The sequence below is a fragment of the Pseudomonas sp. NY8896 genome (genome assembly GCF_039634505.1).
On record NZ_CP132350.1, the window covers coordinates 6,302,501 to 6,323,493 of the forward strand.

General features: G+C 62.4%; 22 protein-coding genes (1 of these 22 cut by a window edge). 10 read left to right on the forward strand and 12 right to left on the reverse strand.

All coding sequences use genetic code 11. The features are described from left to right. A protein-coding gene (locus tag Q9451_RS28570; RefSeq protein ID WP_012270226.1) for a peptidoglycan DD-metalloendopeptidase family protein crosses the window boundary here: on the forward strand, positions 1-1,408 show its 3' portion. 14 nt of this gene lie to the left of the window's left edge; the window shows 1,408 of its 1,422 coding nt (coding positions 15-1,422); its start codon lies beyond the left edge, outside the window; it ends in the stop codon at positions 1,406-1,408. Between the two features lie 3 nt (positions 1,409-1,411). Further along, complete coding sequence (locus tag Q9451_RS28575; protein WP_012270225.1) at positions 1,412-2,503, forward strand: anhydro-N-acetylmuramic acid kinase; 1,092 nt, start codon at positions 1,412-1,414, stop codon at positions 2,501-2,503. A 59-nt stretch (positions 2,504-2,562) separates the two neighbouring features. Here the strand turns inward: Q9451_RS28575 and erpA are convergent, their stop codons facing one another. Further along, complete coding sequence (gene erpA / locus Q9451_RS28580; protein ID WP_003255511.1) at positions 2,563-2,913, reverse strand: iron-sulfur cluster insertion protein ErpA; 351 nt, start codon at positions 2,911-2,913, stop codon at positions 2,563-2,565. A 147-nt stretch (positions 2,914-3,060) separates the two neighbouring features. Further along, positions 3,061-4,095 carry an N-acetyl-gamma-glutamyl-phosphate reductase gene (gene argC, locus Q9451_RS28585; RefSeq protein ID WP_012270224.1) on the reverse strand — a complete coding sequence of 345 codons (1,035 nt, stop codon included), beginning with the start codon at positions 4,093-4,095 and terminating at the stop codon, positions 3,061-3,063. A 142-nt stretch (positions 4,096-4,237) separates the two neighbouring features. Between argC and hemJ the strand changes: the two genes are divergently transcribed. The 6 genes from hemJ (at position 4,238) to Q9451_RS28615 (ending at position 8,664) form a co-directional block, all read left to right on the forward strand. Next, positions 4,238-4,663 carry a protoporphyrinogen oxidase HemJ gene (hemJ, locus tag Q9451_RS28590; protein ID WP_012270223.1) on the forward strand — a complete coding sequence of 142 codons (426 nt, stop codon included), beginning with the start codon at positions 4,238-4,240 and terminating at the stop codon, positions 4,661-4,663. A gap of 28 nt (positions 4,664-4,691) precedes the next feature. Next, complete coding sequence (locus Q9451_RS28595; RefSeq protein WP_012270222.1) at positions 4,692-5,648, forward strand: nitronate monooxygenase family protein; 957 nt, start codon at positions 4,692-4,694, stop codon at positions 5,646-5,648. A 67-nt stretch (positions 5,649-5,715) separates the two neighbouring features. Beyond that, positions 5,716-6,498: an SDR family oxidoreductase gene (locus tag Q9451_RS28600; protein WP_012270221.1), complete on the forward strand. Its 783-nt coding sequence runs from the start codon at positions 5,716-5,718 to the stop codon at positions 6,496-6,498. Positions 6,499-6,561: 63 nt separating this feature from the next. After that, positions 6,562-6,900 carry a histidine triad nucleotide-binding protein gene (locus tag Q9451_RS28605; protein WP_003255518.1) on the forward strand — a complete coding sequence of 113 codons (339 nt, stop codon included), beginning with the start codon at positions 6,562-6,564 and terminating at the stop codon, positions 6,898-6,900. Positions 6,901-6,965: 65 nt separating this feature from the next. Further along, a complete protein-coding gene (coq7, locus tag Q9451_RS28610) occupies positions 6,966-7,613 on the forward strand; it encodes a 2-polyprenyl-3-methyl-6-methoxy-1,4-benzoquinone monooxygenase (protein WP_012270220.1) in 648 nt (215 codons plus the stop codon). 10 nt (positions 7,614-7,623) lie between these two features. Next, on the forward strand, positions 7,624-8,664 hold the full coding sequence (locus Q9451_RS28615; protein WP_345960828.1) for a DUF2157 domain-containing protein: 1,041 nt from the start codon (positions 7,624-7,626) through the stop codon (positions 8,662-8,664). 94 nt (positions 8,665-8,758) lie between these two features. Here Q9451_RS28615 and Q9451_RS28620 read toward each other — a convergent pair whose 3' ends face one another. Continuing rightward, positions 8,759-9,181, reverse strand: coding sequence for an OsmC family protein (locus Q9451_RS28620; RefSeq protein ID WP_004376171.1), 423 nt, complete (start codon positions 9,179-9,181; stop codon positions 8,759-8,761). Between the two features lie 191 nt (positions 9,182-9,372). Here Q9451_RS28620 and crp point away from each other — a divergent pair, with 191 nt between their 5' ends. Next, positions 9,373-10,017: a cAMP-activated global transcriptional regulator CRP gene (crp, locus tag Q9451_RS28625; protein WP_012270218.1), complete on the forward strand. Its 645-nt coding sequence runs from the start codon at positions 9,373-9,375 to the stop codon at positions 10,015-10,017. On the opposite strand, the gene Q9451_RS28630 is transcribed toward crp, so the two are convergent. From Q9451_RS28630 to Q9451_RS28645, 4 genes are all read right to left on the reverse strand, one after another. Then, positions 10,014-10,718: a lipoate--protein ligase family protein gene (locus Q9451_RS28630; protein WP_012270217.1), complete on the reverse strand. Its 705-nt coding sequence runs from the start codon at positions 10,716-10,718 to the stop codon at positions 10,014-10,016. The two genes, crp and Q9451_RS28630, sit on opposite strands and share 4 nt — an antisense overlap. 169 nt (positions 10,719-10,887) lie before the next feature. After that, positions 10,888-11,721: an indole-3-glycerol phosphate synthase TrpC gene (gene trpC, locus Q9451_RS28635; RefSeq protein ID WP_012270216.1), complete on the reverse strand. Its 834-nt coding sequence runs from the start codon at positions 11,719-11,721 to the stop codon at positions 10,888-10,890. Continuing rightward, on the reverse strand, positions 11,718-12,767 hold the full coding sequence (gene trpD / locus Q9451_RS28640; RefSeq protein ID WP_012270215.1) for an anthranilate phosphoribosyltransferase: 1,050 nt from the start codon (positions 12,765-12,767) through the stop codon (positions 11,718-11,720). The genes trpC and trpD overlap by 4 nt, the downstream gene beginning before the upstream one ends. Before the next feature lie 9 nt (positions 12,768-12,776). Then, complete coding sequence (locus Q9451_RS28645) at positions 12,777-13,370, reverse strand: aminodeoxychorismate/anthranilate synthase component II (protein ID WP_012270214.1); 594 nt, start codon at positions 13,368-13,370, stop codon at positions 12,777-12,779. A gap of 367 nt (positions 13,371-13,737) precedes the next feature. On the opposite strand from Q9451_RS28645, the gene estP reads away from it, so the two are divergent. After that, positions 13,738-15,618 carry an esterase EstP gene (gene estP / locus Q9451_RS28650; protein WP_012270213.1) on the forward strand — a complete coding sequence of 627 codons (1,881 nt, stop codon included), beginning with the start codon at positions 13,738-13,740 and terminating at the stop codon, positions 15,616-15,618. A 32-nt stretch (positions 15,619-15,650) separates the two neighbouring features. Here the strand turns inward: estP and trpE are convergent, their stop codons facing one another. The 5 genes from trpE to Q9451_RS28675 form a co-directional block, all read right to left on the reverse strand. Next, positions 15,651-17,132, reverse strand: a complete 1,482-nt coding sequence (gene trpE / locus Q9451_RS28655; protein ID WP_012270212.1) for an anthranilate synthase component I — start codon at positions 17,130-17,132, stop codon at positions 15,651-15,653. Positions 17,133-17,201: 69 nt separating this feature from the next. Next, positions 17,202-18,020, reverse strand: coding sequence for a phosphoglycolate phosphatase (locus Q9451_RS28660; RefSeq protein ID WP_012270211.1), 819 nt, complete (start codon positions 18,018-18,020; stop codon positions 17,202-17,204). Continuing rightward, complete coding sequence (gene rpe / locus Q9451_RS28665) at positions 18,017-18,691, reverse strand: ribulose-phosphate 3-epimerase (RefSeq protein ID WP_003255539.1); 675 nt, start codon at positions 18,689-18,691, stop codon at positions 18,017-18,019. Before rpe ends, Q9451_RS28660 begins: the two co-directional genes overlap by 4 nt. A gap of 155 nt (positions 18,692-18,846) precedes the next feature. Beyond that, positions 18,847-19,674 (reverse strand): ABC transporter permease, encoded by an 828-nt coding sequence (locus Q9451_RS28670; protein ID WP_003260880.1) that lies wholly within the window; start codon positions 19,672-19,674, stop codon positions 18,847-18,849. 10 nt (positions 19,675-19,684) lie between these two features. Next, a complete protein-coding gene (locus Q9451_RS28675; protein WP_012270210.1) occupies positions 19,685-20,932 on the reverse strand; it encodes an ABC transporter permease in 1,248 nt (415 codons plus the stop codon). Positions 20,933-20,993: the final 61 nt, after the last annotated feature.

Consider the following 20,993-nt stretch of genomic DNA (forward strand, 5'->3'; position numbering starts at 1 on the left):
GCCTAAAGCGCCCCCGCTTTATCCGAAGAGCCATCTGTTGGCCGCCAGCGGCATCGCCGCCCTGCTCAGCCTGGCTTTGCTGGTATTTCCCTCCAGCGAAGTGGAAGCCAAGAAAACCACCCTCAACCTCGAGCTGGAAAGCCCTGCCGAGCAGCTGAAAGACGAATCCCGCGCAGCGCCGCTGGTGCAGGCAGAAGGAGAGCAAGGCTCGCCTTTCGCCCAGATCGAAGACGCTGCCCCCGAAACCCAGAAGGCCGAACAGCAAACCCCCACCGCCGAACCCGTCGCAGAAGCCGCCAAGGAACCTGGCCACCGCGAGGTTACCGTGGCCCGTGGCGATACTCTGTCCACGCTGTTCGCCAAGGTTGGGCTGCCGGCCAATGCCGTGCATGACGTGCTGGCAAGTAACAAGCAGGCCAAGCAGTTCAGCCAGCTCAAGCACGGTCAAGTGCTGCAGTTCGAACTCGACAAGGATGGCCAACTGGCCAGCCTGCACAGCAAGGTCAGCAACCTCGAAACCATTCGCCTGACCAAGACCGCCAAGGGCTATGCCTTCAACCGCGAAATCAGCAAGCCGGTGGTGCGTACCGCCTACGCCCACGGTGTGATCAAGAGCTCGCTGTCGGCCTCGGCCCAGCGTGCCGGCCTGTCCCACAGCATGACCATGGACATGGCTCGCGTATTGGGCTACGACATCGACTTTGCCCAGGATATTCGCCCAGGCGACGAGTTCGACGTGGTCTACGAGCAGAAGGTGATGGACGGCAAGGTCGTCGGCACCGGCAACATCCTGTCCGCCCGCTTTACCAACCGCGGCAAAACCTACACCGCCGTGCGTTATACCAACAAGCAGGGCAACAGTACCTACTACACCGCAGACGGCAACAGCCTGCGCAAGGCCTTCATCCGTACCCCGGTCGACTTCGCTCGCATCAGCTCGCGCTTTTCCGCTGGCCGCAAGCACCCAATCCTGAACAAGATTCGCGCCCACAAAGGCGTAGACTACGCTGCCCCGCGCGGTACGCCGATCAAGGCTGCCGGTGACGGCCGCATCGAACTGGCCGGGCGCCGTGGTGGCTACGGCAATACCGTGATCATCCAACACGGCAACCGCTACAAGACGCTGTACGGCCATATGCAAGGCTTTGCCAAGGGCATCAAGACCGGCAGTTCGGTCAAGCAGGGCCAGATCATTGGCTACATCGGTACCACCGGCCTGTCCACCGGGCCGCACCTGCACTACGAGTTCCAGGTCAACGGTGTGCACGTCGACCCGCTGAGCCAGAAGGTACCAATGGCCGACCCGATCGCCAAGAACGAGCGCCAGCGCTTCCTGCAGCAGAGTCAGCCGCTGATCGCCCGCATGGATCAGGAAAAGGCCACTCTGCTCGCAGCGAACAAGCGCTAAACCATGGCGCTCTACCTGGGGGTAATGTCCGGCACCAGCCTCGATGGGCTGGACATCGCCTTGATCGAACAAAGCGAGCAGCTTGAACTGCTCGCCACCCTTTACCTGCCCATGCCCAGTGACCTGCGTCAGGAACTGCTTGCCCTGTGCAGCAGTGGCCCTGACGAGATCGCACGTGCGGCATTGGCAGAAAACCGCTGGGCCAGCCTGGCGGGCGATGGTATCCGCCAGTTGCTGGCCCGTCAGGGGCTCCAGGCCAGTGCCATTCGCGCTATCGGCAGCCACGGTCAGACCATCCGCCACGAACCCGCACGCGGGTTTACCGTGCAGATCGGCAACCCGGCGCTGCTCGCCGAGCTTACCGGTATCAGCGTGGTTGCCGACTTCCGGCGGCGTGATGTGGCTGCCAGTGGCCAAGGTGCGCCGCTGGTACCGGCGTTTCACGAAACCCTGTTCGGGCACCTGGGCCAGCGCCTGGCGATCCTGAACGTGGGCGGCTTCAGCAACCTGAGCCTGATCGAACAGGACAAGCCGGTTCACGGCTTCGACTGCGGCCCCGGTAACGTGCTGCTGGATGCCTGGATCGAACGCAAGCGCGGTCAGGCCTACGATGCCGACGGTGCCTGGGCGGCCTCGGGGGTGGTACAGGCTGGCTTGCTCAACGCATTGCTCGCCGACCCATTCTTCGCCGGTAGCGGCCCGAAAAGCACCGGCCGCGAGGTGTTCAACCTGCTTTGGCTGGATGGCCACCTGGCGCACCTGCCCGCTTACCAGGACGAAGATGTACAGGCGACGTTGCTGGAGCTTACCGCTCGCAGCATCATCGACTCACTCGGCAGTGCCCAGCAGGGCACCGAAGCGTTGTTGGTGTGCGGGGGTGGCGCACGTAACGGCGCCCTGATGGCCCGCCTCGCCCAGCTGCTACCCAGGGCCCGTGTCGCCAGCACCGGCGCCCATGGCGTAGATCCTGACTGGGTCGAGGCCATGGCCTTTGCCTGGCTGGCCCACTGCTGCCTGGAGGGCATCGCCGCCAACCGCCCCAGCGTCACTGCAGCCAAGGGCCTGCGGGTACTGGGCGCAATCTACCCGGCATAATCGCTACGCCAGACAGCAAAACGCCGCGCAATTGCGCGGCGTTTCGTTTTGGCCAGGCCTCAGATCGAGAACGACGACCCGCAACCACAGGTGGTGGCCGCATTCGGGTTCTTGATGACGAAGCGCGACCCTTCCAGGCCTTCCTGGTAGTCCACTTCGGCGCCGGCCAGGTACTGAAAGCTCATCGGGTCGACCACCAGGGAAACGCCCTCTCGCTCGACAATGGTGTCGTCTTCGGCCACGTCTTCATCGAAAGTGAAGCCGTACTGGAAGCCCGAGCAACCGCCACCGGTCACGAACACCCGCAGCTTCAGACGTTCATTACCTTCCTCATTGACCAGGTTCTTCACCTTCTGGGCTGCCCCATGGGTAAACTCCAGACCGGTAGGGGTGAAGGTTTCGACGCTCATGTTGATTCTCCCGGCGCGGTAGCCGCCATAAAACTCGATGACGCGCATTATCCGCTTTCCCGAGAAAATCGGTCAAGAATTGTGCGGCTTTAGTCGCGACATGCAAAAAGGCCCGCACGACGCGGGCCTTTTTCGAACGCAGGGTGATTAAGGCAGCAAGCCGGCATGGGACAGGCCCATGCGCTCATCCAGGCCGAACAGGATGTTGAGGTTCTGTACCGCCTGGCCAGAGGCCCCCTTGACCAGGTTGTCGATTACCGACAGCACCACCACCAGGTCACCACCCTGCGGGCGATGAACGGCAATGCGGCAGACGTTGGCGCCGCGCACGCTGCGTGTTTCCGGGTGACTGCCAGCGGGCATCACGTCGACGAACGGCTCGTCGGCATAACGCTTTTCGAATAACGCCTGGAGGTCGACCGACGTATCGACAACATTCGCGTACAGGGTGGCGTGGATACCCCGGATCATCGGCGTCAGGTGCGGCACGAAGGTAAGGCCGATGTCCTTGCCAGCAGCCAGGCGCAGGCCCTGGCTGATTTCAGGCAGATGACGGTGACCTTTCACTGCGTAGGCCTTCATGCTTTCGCCAGCCTCACAGAACAGCGAACCGACCGCAGCACCACGGCCAGCACCGCTGACACCCGACTTGCAATCAGCGATCAGGCGCGACGGGTCGGCCAGGCCCGCTTCCAGCAGCGGCAGGAAGCCCAACTGGGTTGCGGTCGGGTAGCAACCCGGCACCGCGATCAGGCGTGCCTGGCGGATCTTCTCGCGGTTGACTTCAGGCAGGCCGTACACCGCATCCTTGAGCAGTTCTGGCGCACCGTGCGGCTGGCCATACCACTTGCCCCACTCGGCGGCATCCTGCAGGCGGAAGTCGGCCGACAGGTCGATCACCTTCGTGCCAGCCGCCAGCAGTTCACCTGCCAGGGCGTGGGCAACACCATGCGGGGTAGCAAAGAACACCACATCGCAAGCAGCCAGGGCCTTGCTGTCGGGCACGCTGAAGGCCAGCCCGTCATAATGGCCGCGCAGGTTCGGGTACATGTCCGCCACCGCCACGCCCGCCTCGGAGCGCGAAGTGATGACCGCCACTTCGGCCTGTGGATGCTGTGCCAGCAGACGCAACAGTTCGACGCCGGTGTAACCCGTGCCGCCGACGATACCGACCTTGATCATAACGCTTGCCCCTTATCAACGAGCCGTCTGGAAAGCGCACGATAATAGGGGCGCAAGGCGCCTGTAACAACTCTTCGGGTGACCCTTCGGGCGCTTGACCACTACTATCTGACGACCGTGAATACCTGAAGGAACTCCCTCCATGCTTTACCTATGGATCAAAGCGCTGCACATCGTCAGCGTGGTCTGCTGGTTCGCCGGCCTGTTCTACCTGCCGCGGCTGTTCGTCTACCACGCCCAGAGCCAGGACAGCATCAGCCAGGAACGCTTCATCACCATGGAGCGTAAGCTGTACCGCGGCATCATGAACCCGGCGATGATCGCCACCTACGTGTTCGGCGCCTGGATGCTGTACCTCACCCCCGGCTGGCTGAGCCAAGGCTGGCTGCATGCCAAGCTGACCCTGGTGATCCTGCTGACCGGCTACCATCACGTATGCGGTGCCCAACGCAAACGCTTCGCCAGCGGCACCAATACCCGCAGCCACGTCTACTATCGCTGGTTCAACGAAGTGCCCGTGCTGTTCCTGCTGGGTATCGTAATTCTGGTGGTGGTCAAACCGTTCTGACATAGCCACCCGCTCAAGGAGCCTTGCCATGTCGTTACCTGCCTTGCTCGAACAACGCTTGCGCCTGCCTGTGGTCGCGGCGCCGATGTTCCTGATCTCCAACCCCAAACTGGTGCTGGCCTGCTGCGCCAGCGGTGTGGTCGGCAGTTTCCCGGCCCTTAACCAGCGCGACAGCGCCGGTTTCAAGGCCTGGCTGGAGGAGATCGAGGCGGGCCTGACGCAATTGCAGGCGCCAGCCCCCTATGCCGTCAACCTGATCGTGCACCCGACCAACCCACGCCTGCAGGCCGACCTGGCCTTGTGCGTAGAACATCGCGTGCCGATCGTCATCACCAGCCTGGGGGCGGTAAAGGAAGTGGTCGACGCCGTGCATGGCTATGGCGGCCTGGTGTTCCACGATGTCACCACTCGCCGCCATGCCGAGAAAGCCGCCGAAGCAGGTGTCGATGGCCTGATCGCCGTCGCCGCAGGTGCGGGTGGCCACGCCGGCACCTGGAGCCCGTTCGCCCTGGCAGCGGAAATTCGTCAGTTTTTCGACAAGACCCTGCTGCTGGCTGGTTGCATCAACCACGGCCACGAAATCCTCGCGGCACAATTGCTGGGCGCCGATCTGGCCTACATGGGCACGCGCTTCATCGCCACCGCAGAAAGCCACGCCCAGGATGCCTACAAGCAGATGCTGCTCGATGCCCATGCCGCCGACATCATCCACACCCCGGCAGTGTCCGGCATCCCTGCCAGCTTCCTGCGTTCGAGCCTGGAGCAGGCCGGCTATGACATGAATGCCCTCAAGAGCGGCCACGAGCAAGGCAAGCTCAAGCCGATCGACGACGAGGCTAAAGCCTGGAAGACCGTATGGTCGGCGGGCCAGGGCGTCGGCGAAATCCATGACCTGCCCAGCACCACTGAATTGATCGAACGGCTCCAAAAGGAGTACCGGGAAGCCTTGGAGCGCTGCCAGGTTCTGCGCATCCGCACCTTGTAGCAAAAGGCAACACCTTGCCCGGCCAAGCTGTACACTAGGCGCCCTCTTTAGCCCCCAGGAGCCTTGCATGACCCGTTACGCCATGATCACTGGTGCTTCCAGCGGCCTGGGCCTGGCCCTGGCGGAAGCGCTGGCACGGCGTGGGCGCAACCTGATCCTGGTAGCACGTCAGCGAGAAACACTGGAGCCTGTAGCCATCGAGCTTACCCAGCGCTTCGGGGTCGAGGTGCTGTTCCGCGCCTGCGACCTCAGCCAGCCGCTGCGCCTGTCTGGCTTCGTACTGGAACTGGAAGAAGGCGAACGGCGTATCGACCTGCTGGTCAACTGCGCGGGGTTACGCACCTACGGGCCGTTCCTGGCCCATGAGTGGGCCGACGAGCAAGACCTGCTGGAGGTCAACGTGCTGGCCCTGAGCCGCCTGTGCCACGCCATCGGCAACCTGATGGCCGTGCAGGGCGGCGGGCAGATCCTCAACGTCGCCGGCCTGGCCGGGATGGCACCCGGCCCGTGGATGGCAGCCTATACCGCCAGCAAGGCGTATGTACTGAGTTTTTCCCAGGCGCTTCGCGAAGAGCTCAAGCGCACCGGCATCAAGGTCTCGGTACTGTGCCCCGGCCCAGTGCGTTCCGCGCGCCGGCGCATTGCGCGGCTCGACGGCAAACCGCGCTGCCTCAGCCCCGAGGAAGTAGCGCTGTACACCGTCCGCGCACTGGACAAGAACCGCGCGCTGATCATGCCCGGCCGGCGCAACCGCTGGCTGGCATTCGCCCCGCGCCTGCTGCCACGCTGGTTGGTGCGCAAGCTGGCCGGGGCCATCCACCGCCGCTATTGCCCGGTCGGCATGGAATAGCCACTGGGCGAGCGGCGCCCGGCTGAGTACACTCGGCCCGACCCTCACCATGGAGCAAGTGCTGTGGACGATCTATTCCTCAAAATCATCAACCGGGAAATCCCGGCGGATATCATCTACGAAGACGACCAGATCCTGGCCTTCAAGGACATTGCACCCGCGGCACCGGTACATTTTCTGGTCATCCCGAAAAAGCACATTCGTACGCTCAATGACCTGACCGAAGAAGACAAGGCCCTGGCTGGCCACATCCTCTTCACTGCCCAACGCCTAGCGGTCGAGCAAGGCTGCGAAGAGGGCTTCCGCGTGGTCATGAACTGCAACCCGAAAGGCGGCCAGACGGTCTACCACATCCATATGCACGTGCTTGGCCAGCGCCAGATGAACTGGCCACCGGGCTGATCCACGGCAAGCGACCCCGCTGCTATTGCGGTAAACTGTCGGGCACATTCTTGCGGAGGTGCCCGATGGCTACCGAACGTCACTACTCGCCGCTCGACCGCTTGTTGCTGCAGGCCGATACCGCCATGCGCACCTTGCTGCCCTTCAGCGGCCAACCCGCCCGCCCATCGCCGGCCATCATCCAGCCAGACGCCGACCTGGACGAGCAACAATCCCGCCACATTGCCGGGCTCATGCGCATCAACCACACCGGTGAAGTCTGCGCCCAAGCGCTGTACCAGGGCCAGGCACTGACCGCCAAGCTGCCCGAAGTGCGCAAGGCCATGGAGCATGCCGCCGAGGAAGAAATCGACCACCTGGCCTGGTGCGAACAGCGGATTCGCCAGCTGAACAGCCACCCGAGTGTGCTCAACCCTCTTTTCTATGGCATGTCGTTCGGCATCGGCGCACTCGCCGGGCTGGTCAGCGACAAGGTCAGCCTGGGCTTCGTCGCCGCTACCGAGCATCAAGTGTGCAAGCACCTCGACGAGCACCTGGAGCAGATCCCGCACGAAGATGAAAAATCCCGGGCCATTCTCGAGCAGATGCGCATCGACGAAGAGCAGCACGCCGAGTCTGCACTGGAAGCCGGTGGTTATCGCTTCCCGGCTCCGGTCCGTTTTGGCATGAGCTTGCTGGCCAAGGTCATGACCAAGAGCACCTACCGCATCTGAAGGCATCACCATGACGGACCGTTTCGACGCCAAGGACCTGGCACGCGCAGTACACGCTGGCATTCTTCAACCGGGCCAGGACCAGACCTTGTTGGCATTCCTGCGCCAGCAACCGGCACCACGTGGCAGTTTTCAGCTGGCCCATGTTGCCTTCTACTTTGGCGCCATGTTGATCATGGCGGCCATGGGCTGGTTGCTCACCGAGGCCTGGATGAGCATCGGTGATGGCGCGCTGTTGATCATCGCCACCCTCTACATCCTGCTGATCACCCTGTTCGCCCTCAACCTGCAGCGCCGCGCCCAACCGGTAGCTGCCGGGGTACTGGCAGCATTGGCGGTCAGCATCGTGCCGCTGGCAGTGTTCGCCATCGAACGCCTGGCAGGCTGGTGGCCACTGGACGACGCCCAGGCCAACTACCACCAGTACTACACCTACGTGCAAGGCGGCTGGCTGGCGATGGAAGCGGCCACGGTGCTGGCCGGGTTGCTGATGCTGCGGCTGATCCCCTACCCGTTTGTGGTCATGCCGATAGCCGTGGCCTTGTGGTTCATGTCGATGGACCTGAGCGAGTGGTTCTTCGGCTCACCGTTCAGCTGGGAGCAGCGCCGAGAGGTTTCGCTGTGGTTCGGGTTGGCCTTGCTGGTGGTGTTCCTGGTGATAGACGGCCGCACGCGTGAGGACTACGCCCGCTGGGGCTACCTGTCCGGGCTGGCGGCATTCTGGGGCGGACTGACACTGGTGGACAGTGGCAGTGAGTTGGGCAAGGCCCTGTACTGCCTGATCAACATTGTGCTGATGGGCATGGCGGTGCTGCTGCGCCGGCCGGTGTTCATGGTGTTTGGTGCGCTGGGGGTGGCGGCTTACCTGGGGTACCTGTCGTACGAGGTGTTTGCCGAGTCGCTGCTGTTCCCGGTGGTGGTGACCTTGATCGGGCTGGGGGTTATCTGGCTGGGGCTGGTTTACCAGAAGCGGCGGGAGCGGTTGAGCCAAGTGATGCGAAGGTGGTTGCCGGGGTGGGTGCAAGCTGCACTGCCCGCGCTTCGGAGCTGATAGTGTCGGGGCCGCTCCTACAGGAAGTACGCGTTCCCCTGTAGGAGCGGCCTTGTGTCGCGATGGGCCGCGAAGCGGCCCCAAAATCTCAGCTTTAACCCAGTTCTACAATCTCGTAGCCATGGGTAATCTCAACCCCGGCACGCTCGAGCATGATCGAAGCCGAGCAGTACTTCTCTGCCGACAGCTCCACCGCCCGCTTGACCTGCGCTTCTTTCAGCCCACGCCCTTTCACCACGAAGTTCATGTGAATCTTGGTGAACACCTTCGGGTCTTCGCTGGCGCGTTCCGCCTCCAGGAACGCCTCGCAGCTTTCCACCGCCTGGCGCGACTTTTTCAGAATGCTCACCACGTCAAAACTGCTGCAACCACCCAGGCCCAGCAACAGCATTTCCATCGGGCGCACACCCAGGTTGCGACCGCCGGCCTCGGGCGGGCCGTCCATCACGACGACATGGCCGCTCCCCGACTCGCCGAGAAACATTGCTTCACCGGCCCACTGGATACGTGCCTTCATCTACCCGGACTCCTGATTTTCGGAAAAGGGTGTCAGCTTAGACCTTGTGCGGCTGTGGGAAAAGCACGAGACGTGTCGGTTTAATACCGAAACATCCCGTAGTGTCTGATAAGCTGGCGCCAAATGACTGGCGCTTGCCGTCAGCCAACCTCTAAAAAAAGCCTATGCCTCGTATCGAACAGGATTTCGTGATGGTTGCCTCCGCCCTACCCGCCAAGATCAAGAACATCGACAAGTTGCTGGTGCACTGCCAGCGCCGCCGCTACACCGCCAAAAGCAACATCATCTGCGCCGGCGACCGGGCCGAGACTCTGTCGTTCATCATCAAGGGTTCGGTCACCATCCTCATCGAGGACGATGACGGCCATGAAATGATCATCGCCTACCTTAACAATGGCGATTTCTTTGGCGAGCTGGGCCTGTTCGAGCCCGTCGAGGGCGAACAGCAGCGCAGTGCCTGGGTGCGCGCCAAAACCGAGTGCGAAGTGGCCGAAATCAGCTACGAGAAGTTTCGCGAACTGGCGCGCCAGGACCCAGAAATTCTCTACGCCCTGGGCAGCCAGATGGCCCAGCGCCTACGCAACACTACGCGCAAAGTCGGCGACTTGGCATTCTTCGACGTGACCGGTCGAGTAGCCCGTTGCCTGCTGGAACTGTGCAAGCAACCCGACGCCATGACCCATCCCGATGGCATGCAGATCAAGATTACCCGGCAGGAAATCGGCCGTATCGTCGGTTGCTCGCGGGAAATGGTCGGCCGCGTCCTCAAGGACCTCGAAGAGCGCAGCCTGGTACAGGTGAAAGGCAAGACCATGGTGGTCTACGGTACCCGCTAGTCCTTGGGCAGCTCGGCCAGCACCTTGGCGTAGGCCTGTGAAAGGCGCTCGAACCAGGGCACCGCGGGCGCCACTTCGTGCAAGGCAATGTGCGCATCGGCGCGGCAGCGTTGCTCCAGCTCGCAGCATTCGTTGAAGCGGTTGACCGCCGCCACCATCGACTCACGCTCGTTGTCCAGCAGCAGCGCACCGTGCACCAGCACCACCGGGCGCTTGCCCCCCAAACCCTGGCGCCAGCGCTGGGCGGTGCCCACCAGTTTGCGGCCATTGAGGTTGACGTTGTAGCGGCCATCGCAGAAGGCCCCGTCGATTTCCCCCACCGATGCTACCCCGCCCCACTCGCGCAGCACATCGCACAGCGGCAGGCACAGGCGCTCGTAGGCATTTTCGATGCGACCGTGGTCGCCTTCACTGCGCGGGGCGGCGTAGACCAGTGCAACGTTTACCGTCGAATGCGACTGCGGCACCGGCTCACCACCCGTTTCACGCAACAGTACCGGCCAGCCGGCAATTGCCAACTCCGCGCAGGCGGCCTCGAAGTTGTCCAGCCGGCTCATGCGTCGAGGCATGACCAGAGCGTGATCGGTCGGCCGCCAGAACAGCACGCCACTCTCGCGTTCGCCACGGCAGACGGCGGCCAGCAGTTCCTGTTCGGCGTGCAGGCCTTGTTCGACGGTCAAGGCCAGGGGTTGATCGCTCATTGATCCACCTTTGATATTGTTGTTGATGGCCCTTTCGCGGGTAAAACCGCTCCCACGGGGATATCACAGGTCCTACAGGCGGTGAACATCCTGTGTGGGAGCGGGTTTACCCGCGAAAGGGCCATTACAGGCATACAAAAAAGCCGGCAAGAACGCCGGCTTCGTTTGATCAGTCCAATGGCTGTACAGTTTTCTTCACCTGTTCTGGGAAGAACAACCGTTGCAGTTCCAGGCCTGGCTGTTCGGCACGCATGAACGCTTCGCCGACCAGGAACGAGTAAACCTCGTTGATCGCCATCAGTTCCACGTCCGCTCGGTTGAGAATACCGCTCTCGGTAATCGCCAAGCGATCACGCGGAATGCGCGGCAGCAGGTCGAGGGTGGTTTCCAGGCTCACCTCAAAGGTGTGCAGGTTACGGTTGTTCACCCCAACCAGCGGCGTGTCGAGGGTTTTCAAGGCGCGCTCCAGCTCATCGCCATCATGCACTTCCACTAGCACATCAAGGCCGACATCCTTGGCAGTGGCGGCCAGTTCGGCCATCTTTACGTCGTCCAGCGCCGACACGATCAGTAGCACGCAGTCCGCGCCCAAGGCCCGGGCTTCGACGATCTGGTAAGGGTCGACCATGAAGTCCTTGCGGATTACCGGCAAGGAAACTGCTGCGCGAGCCTGCTGCAGGTACACATCGGCACCCTGGAAGTAATCGACATCGGTCAGCACCGACAGGCAGGTAGCGCCACCCTTCTCGTAGCTGACCGCGATTTCCGCCGGCACAAAGTGCTCGCGGATCACGCCTTTGCTCGGCGAGGCCTTCTTGATTTCAGCAATCACCGCCGGCTGCTTGCGCTTGGCCTGCTCGATCAGCGCGTTGGCAAAGCCACGCGGAGCATCGGCGGCCTTGGCCAGGGCCTCCAGCTCGGCAAGGCTGACGCGTGCGCTGCGCTCGGCCACTTCCTGAAACTTGCGGGCAATGATCCTTTCCAGCACTGTCGGCACACTCATGCTTCGTTCTCCACCTTGAATACTGCAGTAAACGCACCCAGTTCCTGCAGCTTCTCCCAGGCCAGCCCGGTGTGCAGTACGTCGTGGGCCAGCTCCACACCTTGAGCCAGGGTCATTGCATGATCGGCGGCATACAGTGCCGCGCCCGCATTGAGCACGATCATTTCCGCAGCCTTCTGGCCGTTTTCGGTCTTGCGGCGGCCCAACGCATCGCGGATCAGCTCCAGCGACGCCTGCGGGTTGTCGACGGCAAGGCCATGCAAACTCTGGCTCTTCATGCCGAGGTCTTCCGGCTCGACCCAGTATTCGGTGATTTCGTCGTTCTTCAGTTCGGCAACGAAGGTGGGTGCAGCCAGGCTGAACTCATCCAGGCCGTCCTTCGAGTGCACCACCAACACATGCTTGCTACCCAGACGCTGCAGTACCTCGGCCAACGGGCGGCACAGGGCCTGGGCAAACACGCCGACCACCTGGTGCTTCACTCCGGCCGGATTCGTAAGCGGGCCGAGCATGTTGAACAGGGTGCGCAACCCCAGCTCGCGACGCGGGCCAGCGGCATGCTTCATCGCCGAATGATGGCTTTGCGCGAACATGAAGCCGATGCCCAGGCTGTCAATGCAGCGGGCCACTTGGGTTGGCGTCAGGTTCAGATAGATGCCGGCCGCTTCCAGCAAGTCGGCACTGCCGCTCTTGCCGGACACCGCGCGGTTACCGTGCTTGGCGACCGTGCAACCCGCCGCCGCCAGGACGAACGCGGAAGCAGTGGAGACGTTGAAGATATTGGCGCCATCGCCGCCGGTGCCGACGATGTCGACCACACCATCGAGGCTTTTGAGTTCAACCTTGTCGGCCAGCTCACGCATCACCGACACCGCACCGACAATCTCGTCGATGCTTTCACTTTTCATGCGCATACCCATCAGGAAGGCGCCGATCTGCGCCTCGCTGCATTGGCCGGTCATGATCTGGCGCATGACATCGCGCATTTCTTCGGTAGAGAGGTCCAGGTGGCCGACGATACGGGCCAACGCGCTCTTGATATCCATGTTCGATCCTTAGCGGCGGCCGCCGGTCTGCTTGAGGAAGTTGGCGAACAGCTCGTGGCCCTGCTCGGTCAAGATCGACTCGGGGTGGAACTGTACCCCTTCGATATTCAACGTTTTATGGCGCAGGCCCATGATCTCATCGACCGAACCGTCCTCATGGGCAGTCCAGGCGGTCACCTCCAGGCAGTCGGGCAAGGTCTCGCGCTTTACCACCAGCGAGTGATAACGGGTCACGGTCAGCGGGTTGTTAAGGCCGGCGAACACGCCCAGGTCGCGGTGATGTACCGGGCTGGTCTTGCCATGCATGACCTGGCGTGCACGTACCACGTCGCCGCCAAAAGCCTGGCCGATGGACTGGTGACCCAGGCATACGCCGAGGATCGGCAGCTTACCGGCAAAATGCAGGATAGCCTCGATGGACACGCCCGCCTCGCTTGGCGTGCACGGGCCTGGGGATACGACGATGCGCTCAGGGTTGAGGGCTTCGATCTGGGCGATGGTCATTTCGTCATTGCGAATGACCTTGACCTCGGCGCCCAGCTCGCCAAGGTACTGAACGACGTTGTAAGTGAATGAGTCGTAATTGTCGATCATCAGTAACATGGTGTTAAACCTCTTGAATCTACTGACTTCAGAATTCGAACCTTCCAGCACCAGCCACAGGCGCGGCTTTGCCACAAAGGGCGGTAAACGGGAAGGCAAACGGGGGCGGGCCGGACGGGCCGGCAGGGGATAAAGTCAGGCGCGCCAACGCCAACGGGCGTGGGCCTTGATTACGCGCATCAAGAGTTTGCTGACGATCAACACAGGATAGGTCTCGCTCATACGTCCCGGCACAGTAGCCTACCGGGGCGACGGGCGCAATATGCCCGTAAACACGGGGAAACGAATGGACTTGGGAGCGATGCACAGCGATTTGCTAAGGTCGATGGGGTTGTCCCAATAAAAACAAAGAAAAGGATGTTCCCTGATGCGAAAAGCCCCGTTATTGCGCTTTACTCTCGCTTCACTGGCCTTAGCTTGCAGCCAGGCATTCGCTGCCCCCTCGCCCTATTCCACCTTGATCGTGTTTGGTGACAGCCTCAGTGACGCCGGGCAGTTCGGCGGCATGCGCTTTACCAACCGCGATGCCGATGGCAATTATGCCCCCGTGTCGCCAATGATCCTGGGCGGACGGCTGGGGGTGAGCCCGATCGAGCTGGGTCCTTCTACCTCGCCTCTCAACCCGGCATTAGGGCTTCCCGACGGCAACAACTGGGCAGTCGGCGGCTACACGACCCAACAGATCCTGGACTCGATCACCAGCACATCCGAAACAGTCATCCCACCGGGGCGCACCGGCGCCGGGCAGGTACTGCGTGAAAAGCCGGGCTACCTGGCCAATGGCCTGCGTGCCGACCCCAACGCGCTGTACTACCTGACCGGCGGCGGCAATGACTTCCTGCAGGGCCTGGTCAACAGCCCGGCCGATGCCATCGCCGCTGGCGCCCGCTTGGCTGCCAGCGCCCAGGCCCTGCAACAAGGCGGCGCCCGCTACATCATGGTCTGGCTGCTGCCCGACCTCGGCCAAACACCGAACTTCAGTGGTACGCCACAACAAAACCCGCTGTCATTGCTGTCTGGCGCCTTCAACCAGTCGCTGCTCAGCCGACTGGGGCAGATCGATGCCGAGATCATCCCGCTGAACGTTCCCTTGCTGCTGAGCGAGGCATTGGCCAGCCCCAACCAGTTCGGCCTCGCCAGCGATCAGAACCTGGTCGGTACTTGCTACAGCGGCGAAGGTTGTGTGGCCAACCCGGTATATGGCATCACCGGCACCACCCCCGACCCAACCAAACTACTGTTCAACGACTCGGTGCACCCGACCATCGCGGGCCAGCAACTGATTGCCGACTACGCCTATTCGATCATTTCCGCACCTTGGGAGCTGACCCTGCTGCCAGAAATGGCCCATGCCAGCCTGCGCGCCCACCAGGATGAATTGCGCAACCAGTGGCAGACACCCTGGCAAGCCGTAGGTCAGTGGCAAGCCTTTGTCGCCACTGGCGCCCAGGACCTGGACTTCGACGGCCAGCACAGCGCGGCCAGCGGCGATGGACGTGGCTACAACCTGACTGTGGGCGGCAGCTATCGCCTGAACGACGCCTGGCGCGTGGGCCTCGCCGGTGGTGCATACCGACAGAAGCTGGAAGTCGGCGACCAAGACTCGGACTACAAACTGAACAGCTACCTGGCCAGTGCCTTTGCCCAATACCGCCAGGACCGCTGGTGGGCCGATGCCGCGCTGACCGCCGGGCACCTGGACTACAGTGACCTGAAACGCACCTTCGCCCTGGGCGTGAATGGCCGTAGCGAAAAGGGCGACACCGACGGCGAGGCCTGGGCGATGTCCGGGCGCCTGGGCTACAACCTGGCGGCCGACAGCAGCGACTGGCAGCTGGCACCCTTCATCAGTGCCGACTATGCGCGGGTGAAAGTGGATGGCTACGACGAGAAAAGCGGGCGCTCGACGGCACTGGGCTTCGATGACCAGGAACGCACGTCACGTCGGCTAGGCGTGGGGTTGCTGGGTAGTGTGCAGGTAATGCCAAGTACCCGGTTGTTCGCCGAGGTGGCGCAGGAACACGAGTTCGAGGACGACCAGCAGGATGTGACGATGCACCTGACCCGCTTGCCGGCCAATGACTTCACCCTGACCGGGTATACGCCACACAGCGACCTGACCCGAGCGAGCCTTGGGGTGAGCCATGAACTGGTGGCGGGGGTGCATGTGCGTGGGAACTACAACTGGCGCAAGAGTGATGAGTTGACGCAGCAGGGGGTGAGCCTGGGGGTGAGCGTGGACTTCTGAATGGATGGGGCCGCATTGCGGCCCCAATCCATTTATTTGGTCAACGTCTGCTCGGCCAGCGCCACCGCGCGGAACATCGCTCGGCGCTTGTTGATGGTTTCTTCCCATTCCAGCGCCGGTACCGAGTCGGCAACAATGCCACCACCGGCTTGCACATGCAGTTCACCGTCCTTGATCACGGCAGTACGGATGGCAATCGCGGTATCCATGTTGCCGTTCCAGGCAAAGTAGCCGACTGCACCACCGTAAACTCCACGCTTGACCGGCTCCAGTTCGTCGATGATTTCCATCGCGCGGATTTTCGGTGCACCCGACAGGGTGCCAGCCGGCAGGATCGCCCGCAGTGCATCCATCGCCGTCAGCCCTTCACGCAGTTGGCCGGTGACGTTGGAGACGATGTGCATCACGTTGGAATAACGCTCGATGACCATCTTCTCGGTCAGGCGCACGCTGCCGGTCGAAGACACACGGCCCACGTCGTTGCGGCCCAGGTCGATCAGCATCAAGTGCTCGGCAATTTCCTTGTCGTCCGACAGCAGGTCGTCTTCCAGGGCGCGGTCGGCCTCTTCGGTGGCGCCGCGCGGGCGGGTGCCGGCGATTGGGCGCACGGTGACCAGGTTGTCCTCGACACGTACCAGCACCTCGGGCGAGCTGCCGACCACATGGAAGTCACCGAAGTTGAAGAAGTACATGTACGGCGTCGGGTTGAAGCAGCGCAGCGCGCGGTACAGGTCGATAGGCGCAGCCTTGAAGTCGATCGACATGCGCTGTGACGGCACCACCTGCATGCAGTCACCGGCCAGAATATATTCCTTGATACGGCCGACCGCGTTCTCGTAATCCTCACGGGTATAGCTGGAGCGGAACTCCGGTTCGTCGACCTGTGGGCCGCTCAGGTCCAGGCCACGGCGCGGGGTGATCGGCTGACGCAGGGTTTCGAGCAAGCCTTGAAGGCGTGCCTGGCCCTGTTCGAAGGCCTGCTCCTCGGCCGGGTCAACCAGCACGATGGCGTGCATCTTGCCCGCCAGGTTGTCGAATACCACCACCGCGTCGGACACCATCAGCAGGATATCCGGCACGCCCAGCGGGTCCGGGTTGGGGCTGGCGCCCAGGCGCTTTTCCACATAACGCACGCAGTCGTAGCCGAAGTAGCCGACCAGGCCGCCGTTGAAACGCGGCAGGCCGGGAATGTCGGCAACCTTGTAGCGGTCCTTGAAGGTTTCAACGAACGCCAGCGGGTCTTCGACATCGTGGCTTTCCACTTCCACGCCATCCTGCAGGATGCTGACGTGGTAGCCATGCACACGCATCACCGTGCGCGACGGCAAGCCGATCATCGAGTAACGGCCCCACTTCTCGCCGCCCTGCACCGATTCGAGCAGGTACGAGTTGGGTTGGTCAGCCAGTTTCAGGTAGATCGACAGCGGCGTGTCGAAGTCGGCCAGGGTTTCGCAGGCCAAAGGAATGCGGTTGTAGCCGGCAGCGGCCAGGCGCAGGAATTCTTCGCGGTTCATGAGTAGCCTCGTGGCAAGCAGCAGTAGGTCAGGCAAACGGACGGGCCGGCACGCGCCGGCAGGCAAAAGTCAGGCGCGCCAACGCCAACGGGCCAGGGCCTTGATGACTTTCATCCAGAATTTGCCGGTAACCACCACGGTGGGCTCTCTGTCTTGTGAGGCTTGAAGGTTCGCCAACGTTATCCCAGTGGCCGGGTCTGCGCAACCAGGCAGCAAAGCGCGCAGATCGTCGATCACCAGGTTGGGGGATTCGTCGTTGATCGGCCGGCCATGGTTGTAGCCGTAGGTCAGGCCCACGCATTGCACACCAGCTGCCTTGGCGGCCAGCACGTCACTGCGCGAATCGCCGACAAACAGCGACTGCTGCGGAGTAACACCGGCCATCTGCATGACGAACAGCAGCGCCGCCGGGTCGGGCTTCTTCTGCGGCAGGGTGTCACCGCCGATGATCCAGCGGAAGTAGTTGCCGATCTTCATCTGGTCCAGCAGCGGGCCAACGAAGCGCTCAGGCTTGTTGGTAATCAGCGCCATCTCCACACCCTGCTTGCGCAGCCAGCGCAGGGTGTCCCGCACGCCGGGGTAGACCACCGTCAGCTCATGGCTTTCGGCATAGGCGTCCATGAACAGCGCCAGCGCCTGCTCGGCCAGGGCGTCGTCCACTGTGGTGTGGTCGATGCCTCCGGCCAACGCCCGACGCACCAGCACCTGGGCACCATTACCAACCCAGTGGCGCACGGCCTCAAGGCCTGCAGGCGGGCGCCCCAGTTCGAGCAGCATACGGTCCACGGCGGCGGCCAGGTCTGGCACGGAGTCGATCAGGGTACCGTCCAGATCGAACATCACCAGCCTCGGCAGCGTCCCCGGGAACAGCTGCTCGAAGCCACTCATGGGCGGGCCAGGGCCAGTTCGGCGCGCATCTTGGCGATGACTTCCTGGTAGTCCGGGGCGTTGAAGATCGCCGAGCCAGCCACGAAGGTGTCAGCGCCAGCGGCAGCGATCTCGCGGATGTTGTTGACGTTCACGCCGCCGTCGATTTCCAGGCGGATATCACGGCCACTGGCGTCGATCAGCGCACGCGCTTCGCGCAGTTTGTCGAGGGTGCCGGGGATGAACTTTTGCCCGCCAAAGCCTGGGTTGACGCTCATCAGCAACACCATGTCGATTTTGTCCATCACATACTTCAGGGCGTCCAGGCTGGTGGCCGGGTTGAACACCAGGCCAGCCTTGCAACCACCGTCCTTGATCAGTTGCAGCGAACGGTCGATGTGCTGTGTGGCTTCCGGGTGGAAGGTGATGTAGGTGGCGCCGGCTTCGATGAAGTCGCCGATGATACGGTCGACGGGGCTGACCATCAGGTGCACGTCGATCGGCGCGGTGACGCCGTACTTGCGCAGGGCGGTGCAAACCATCGGACCAATGGTCAGGTTGGGGACATAGTGGTTGTCCATGACATCGAAGTGAACGATGTCTGCACCCGCAGCCAATACCTTGTCGACGTCCTCACCCAGGCGGGCAAAATCGGCGGAGAGAATGGAGGGGGCAATAGCGTAGGGCTGCATGGCGCACCTGTTGGCAGAATCACGGTGGCGCGCATTGTAACTCAGGGAAACGGATAGAGGCTGATTGGTATCAATCCATGTCGACCAGCTGTTTCAACCTGTACCGGCCTCTTCGTGGCTAACGCCGCGAAGAGGCCGGTACAGGCACCTCCTCATCAGGCCGGCTGTTGGGTCCTCAGCTTCTCGCTGCGCCCACGCAGCCACTCCAGGGTCAGCAGCAACACCACCGAGAAAGCAATCAGCAAGGTTGCCGCCGCAGCAATGGTCGGGCTGAGGTTTTCGCGGATACCGCTGAACATCTGCCGCGGCAGGGTCGCCTGCTCCGGCCCGGCCAGAAACAGTGTTACCACCACTTCGTCAAACGAAGTGGCAAAGGCGAACAGCGCGCCCGAGATAACACCGGGTGCAATCAGTGGCAGGGTCACTCGGCGGAAGGTCAGCAGCGGCGAGGCACCCAGGCTGGCCGCCGCACGCACCAGGTTGTAGTTGAAGCCCTGCAAGGTTGCCGACACGGTAATGATGACGAACGGCACACCCAGCACCGCATGCACCAGAATCAGCGAGGTAAAACTGTTGCCCATGCCCAGTGGGGCGAAGAACAGGTAACTGGCGACCCCGATGATCACCACCGGGACCACCATTGGCGATATCACCAGCGCCATCACCAGCGACTTGCCGGGGAAGTCGCCACGGGTCAGCCCGATGGCCGCCAGGGTGCCGAACACCATGGCCAGCACCGTGGCCGCCGGGGCGACGATGATGCTGTTCTTCAACGCCCGCATCCACTCGGCCGAGCCGAAGAAGTCCTGATACCACTGCAGCGAGAAGCCCTGCAGCGGGTACACCAGGAAGCTGCCACTGTTGAACGACAGCGGCACGATCACCAGCACCGGCAAGATCAGGAACAGCAGGATCAAGCCACAAAGAATGCGCAGGCTATAGAACCAGACCCGTTCCACGGGCGACATGTATGGGCTCAGCATGACAGGCTCCTCAGCTCAGGCGCAGGCGGCTGGCGCCGACCAGCCAGCTATAGATCAAGTACAACAGCACAGTCGCCAGCAGCAGCAGCCCGCCCAGCGCGGTGGCCATGCCCCAGTTGATGCTGGTGTTGGTATAGAAAGCGACGAAGTAGCTGACCATCTGGTCGTTCGGGCTGCCGAGCAGCGCCGGGGTGATGTAGTAGCCGATGGCCAGGATGAACACCAGCAGGCACCCCGCGCCAACGCCGGCATAGGTCTGCGGGAAGTACACCCGCCAGAAGCTGGCGAACGGGTGGCACCCCAGCGAGATCGCCGCGCGCATATAGCTGGGCGAAATGCCCTTCATCACGCTGTACAGCGGCAGAATCATGAACGGCAGCAGAATGTGCACCATGGAGATGTACACACCGGTGCGGTTGAACACCAGTTCCAGCGGCTGGTCGATGATGCCCATGGCCATCAGCGCACTGTTGATCAGGCCGCCCGACTGCAGCAGCACGATCCACGCCGCCACCCGCACCAGGATCGAGGTCCAGAACGGCAGCAGTACCAAGATCATCAGCAGGTTGCTCTGGCGGGTCGGCAGGTTGGCCAACAGGTAGGCCAACGGATAGGCCAGCACAAGGCAGATGGCGGTAATCACCACACCCATCCACAGGGTGCGGGCGAAGATATCCAGGTAAATGGCCTGGTCCGGGGTGGCCTTGGCCAGTTCGCCAAGGTCGTCGATACGGTGGTCGACAGAGGCCAGCAGGTAAAAAGAAGTCACCGAACTGGTATTGCGGCGTATGGCCTGCCAGTAGGCCGGGTCGCCCCAACGCTCGTCAACGGCCTGCAAAGCGTCTTTGTAAGAGGCAGGCTCAGCCTTGAATGGCAGTGCCCGGGCTGTCTTGGTCAACAAGCTGCGGTAGCCAGCCAGCTCCATGTTCAAGCGCTTGGAAAGGTCGCCAAGGGTCTGGTTCTTGCGCGATTCGGCCAGGTCCTGGCTCAGTGCCTTGTACACATCCTCGCCCGGCAGGCTCTTGCCGTCCCACTGGGTGATGATGTCTACCGTGCGTGGCAAGCCACCGACCACTTCCGGGTTGCCGACGCTCTTGTACAGCAGCGCCGCGATCGGCACCAGGAACACCAGCAGAAGAAACAGCGCCAACGGCGCGATCAACGCCTGCGCCTTCCAGCGGTTGACCCGCTCGGCGTGTTTGAGGCGCTGCTTGAGACTTGGACCTGCGCCTTCTTTTAGGGGCACTGCAATGGCCATGGCGAACTCCGCGAAACAGGGAAACGGGGAGCGCGGACCCAGCGGCCAGCGCCCCTTTGAT